Here is a 2,914-nt window from a genome sequence, read left to right as displayed (position 1 = left end):
AGAAGAAGGAGGTTCCGACATGGGACAGGGTGACAAGGTGGAGAACGCCACTCAGGACGCGACCGGTCGGCTCAAGGAGGCCGCCGGTGCCATCACCGGCAACGACGAGCTGAAGGCCGAGGGCAAGGGCGATCAGGCAGCCGCAGCCGCCAAGGACGCGCTCGAGAACGTCAAGGACAAGGTCGCTGACGGAATCGATGCGATCAAGGACAAGGTCGACGGCAAGTGAGCCGGAGCTGAACTCGTGTGCCCGGGGACCCCAGAGGTCCCCGGGCACACCCGTATCGGCAGTCTCGAGCCGGGGGCCTTCAGGGCAGCAGTGCCGAGATCGCGGCCTCAGCCGCGGCAGGGGACAGGGGGCGGCAGCCCTTGGCCACCCAGCCCCGCACGAGCGCAGGCTCGGCCCGCAGCAGCGAGCTGCCCCGGCGCAGCAGCGTGATCGGCGGCTTGCGGCTCTCGCCGAAGTCACGCAACAGCCGGAACCAGAAGGTGCTCAGGCGTGGCCGCACGAGGCAGATGGCGTCGGCGAGCACGTCCTCGCGGCGCAGGTCCGCCACGAGCTCGGCCGCGAAGATCCCCTCGGCCACGATGATCGGGTCGTTCGGGTCGAGCACCAGTCGGGTCTCGCCGGTCCGGCGGGAGGTGGGGATGTCGTACACCGGAAGCCCGCTCTCGCTCTCGCGGCACAGATCGAGCAGCGCGGCGAGCGCCCCGGCGTGGTCCCACGAGGCGGGGCTGTCCCAGTCCACGCTGCCGTACCGCTGCGGCATCCCGGGGCGGTCGATGTCGAAGTAGAAGTCGTCGAGCGCGACCGTGGGCACGCCGAGGCGGCGCACCAGCGAGGACTTACCCGAACCGGAGGGCCCGGTCAGGAGCACCACCCGATGCGGGAGACGTCGCGACCCTTCCGGGATCTCGAAGAGCCCGTCACGGTCGCTGTGCGCTGACGAACCTGGGGGCATCAACTCATTATTGGGCCTGACGATGGGGAGGACTTCCCGTTGTTGACCGGCGCGCCCGAACCTACGCTCATGCGTAGTCATCGCCCGAACCGAGAGCTAGCGAGTCATGATCGAGACCGTCAACCCCGTGGCCGACGAGTGGACGCCGGAGTACGCCCTGTACGCCGCGTCGGGCCGCTCGGTGCTGCTCACCGAGGCGTTGTCGACGTTCCTGACGACGACGGCCGAGGTGGGGCGGCGCCCGGTCCTGCTGACGCGCGCAGATGCGCGCATCAGCTCGCTCGCGACCCTGGCGCTGGGCCGATTCGGCGCAGTCTGGGCCGTGCGCGATGACAGCGGTGTCTACGACGGGCTGAGCGGCCTGGCGATCTCCTCGTTCGCCGACCTCTGGGCGCCACCGCAGACCGATCGAGGCCGACTACCGGGCTTCGGGCAGCCGCGTACCGACTCGATCGCGGCGCTGATGTTCGAGGTGTATGCCCACCACCGGGTCAGCGACTCGCTCAGCATGGGTGCCCTGGCCGAGCAGGTGGTCGGCAGCCTCGGCGGCGGCCAGCTGGACATCTGGGGAACGGTCGAGCCGCTGACCGAGCACTGGAACGATGCCGCGCTCACCGAGCTGATCCGCCGCAGCATGCCCGACTCGGACGTGGCGTACGGCCGGACTGCGGATGGCTCGTTCGTCGCGATCAGCGCCGGCCGGACCCGGCGTGGGGTGCATGAACTGGTCAAGGGTGGTGTGCCTGTCGGGCACTACGTGCCGGCGAAGGCCGAGCTCATCGACCGTGCGACACGGATGCTCTCCGCGGTGCATGGCGCGTTCCAGCCCTCGGTCGCGTTCGTCTCGGTCGCGGAGCTGGACGCCGGAGCCACCCAGCGCGCAGCCGCCCGCCGCCCGGAGACGCCGGTCGCGATGCTGCTCGGGCCGGCCGCGGTGCATGATCTCGCTCCGGATATCGACCAGCTGCGGCAACGCCACGACGTGCTCGTGCTCGGCCGCAAGCGCACACCGAGCCTGCTCGTGCGCTTCGGTGCGCCCGACGCCGGCATGTGGGCGCAGATGCTCGCGTTCGCGATGGACCTCGGCCCCGAGGCGATCGGCCGCACGATGATGCTGCAGGAAAGGAACGGCTGATGGCCACCGAGCTGGTGCTGCTCTCGGATGTCGAGGTGACCGCCGACCGCATCGTCCGCGCCGCCGCCGACGCGCACCCGGAGGGCACCTACGTGAGCTATCGCGGAGGTGACATCGGGCAGCTCGTCGACGTCGACGCCAACCCCGTCCTCACGATCTTCGCCTCACGGCCGGTGGCGCACCCGCGCGAGGCCGCAGCCGCCGTCGTCGACCCGCCGGCGAGCTTCGCCCTCTGGACCGAGGTGAACATTCCCTCCGGCGACCCCACTCCAGGCCGCGGGATCGCGGAGGCGATCGCGGCCGCCGTCGGCGGAGTGATCAAGGAACGGGTGTGAGGAGACCGACATGAGCAAGTGGAACATCGACCCGGGCGGCGTGCAGCAGATCCTGACAGCCGTCAACACCGACAGCGGCGACCTCGGGAAGGCCCTGAAGGACGAGAAGTTCACCGCCATCTTCGAGGGTCTGACCTGGGGCGGCGGCGTCACGATGGACGTGCCGAGCGCGGTCCAGGGTCTGCTTGAGGACCAGACATCCAGACTGTCGAACATCAGCAACCGCATCAACGCGGCGAGCGTCGGCGTCGCGAACGCGACCATCGCCTACAACAACGGACAGCAGGACATGGCCGCCACGTTCCAAGCCAAGGCGATCGAAGCCGCGACCAGCGGCGACTTCACCTACTTCGTCGAGAATGGGTACCAAGGCTGATGGCCGGCGACGACGTGATTCAGGCCTGCACCGCTGACGGCGGGCTGATCAATCCGTCGAACTTCCCGTGCCGTGCGCACGATCTCGACACCGCGGCGATCGAGAC

The 2,914-nt window shown here is 69.4% G+C and carries 5 protein-coding genes; 4 read left to right on the top strand and 1 reads right to left on the bottom strand.

The window, feature by feature from the left end; genetic code table 11:
• Window positions 1-229, top strand: a 229-nt coding sequence (locus ACOJSN_RS07290) for a CsbD family protein (protein ID WP_420111842.1), incomplete at its 5' end; no start/stop codon positions are given.
• A gap of 79 nt (window positions 230-308) precedes the next feature.
• On the opposite strand, the gene ACOJSN_RS07285 is transcribed toward ACOJSN_RS07290, so the two are convergent.
• Window positions 309-962, bottom strand: coding sequence for an ATP-binding protein (locus ACOJSN_RS07285; protein WP_420111841.1), 654 nt, complete (start codon window positions 960-962; stop codon window positions 309-311).
• Between the two features lie 106 nt (window positions 963-1,068).
• On the opposite strand from ACOJSN_RS07285, the gene ACOJSN_RS07280 reads away from it, so the two are divergent.
• The 3 genes from ACOJSN_RS07280 to ACOJSN_RS07270 are packed head-to-tail and all read left to right on the top strand — an operon-like array spanning window position 1,069 to window position 2,808.
• A complete protein-coding gene (locus ACOJSN_RS07280; protein WP_420111840.1) occupies window positions 1,069-2,097 on the top strand; it encodes a DUF6177 family protein in 1,029 nt (342 codons plus the stop codon).
• Window positions 2,097-2,432, top strand: a complete 336-nt coding sequence (locus tag ACOJSN_RS07275; protein WP_420111839.1) for a hypothetical protein — start codon at window positions 2,097-2,099, stop codon at window positions 2,430-2,432. The genes ACOJSN_RS07280 and ACOJSN_RS07275 overlap by 1 nt, the downstream gene beginning before the upstream one ends.
• 10 nt (window positions 2,433-2,442) lie before the next feature.
• Entirely contained in the window at window positions 2,443-2,808 is a 366-nt protein-coding gene (locus tag ACOJSN_RS07270; RefSeq protein WP_420111838.1) for a DUF6507 family protein, read from the top strand.
• Window positions 2,809-2,914: the final 106 nt, after the last annotated feature.

The sequence above is a fragment of the Pseudactinotalea sp. genome (genome assembly GCF_048594945.1).
In the GTDB taxonomy this organism is placed as follows: domain Bacteria; phylum Actinomycetota; class Actinomycetes; order Actinomycetales; family Beutenbergiaceae; genus Pseudactinotalea.
Note: the sequence above shows the minus strand (reverse complement) of the source record. Positions and strands in the feature narration are given on the sequence as shown.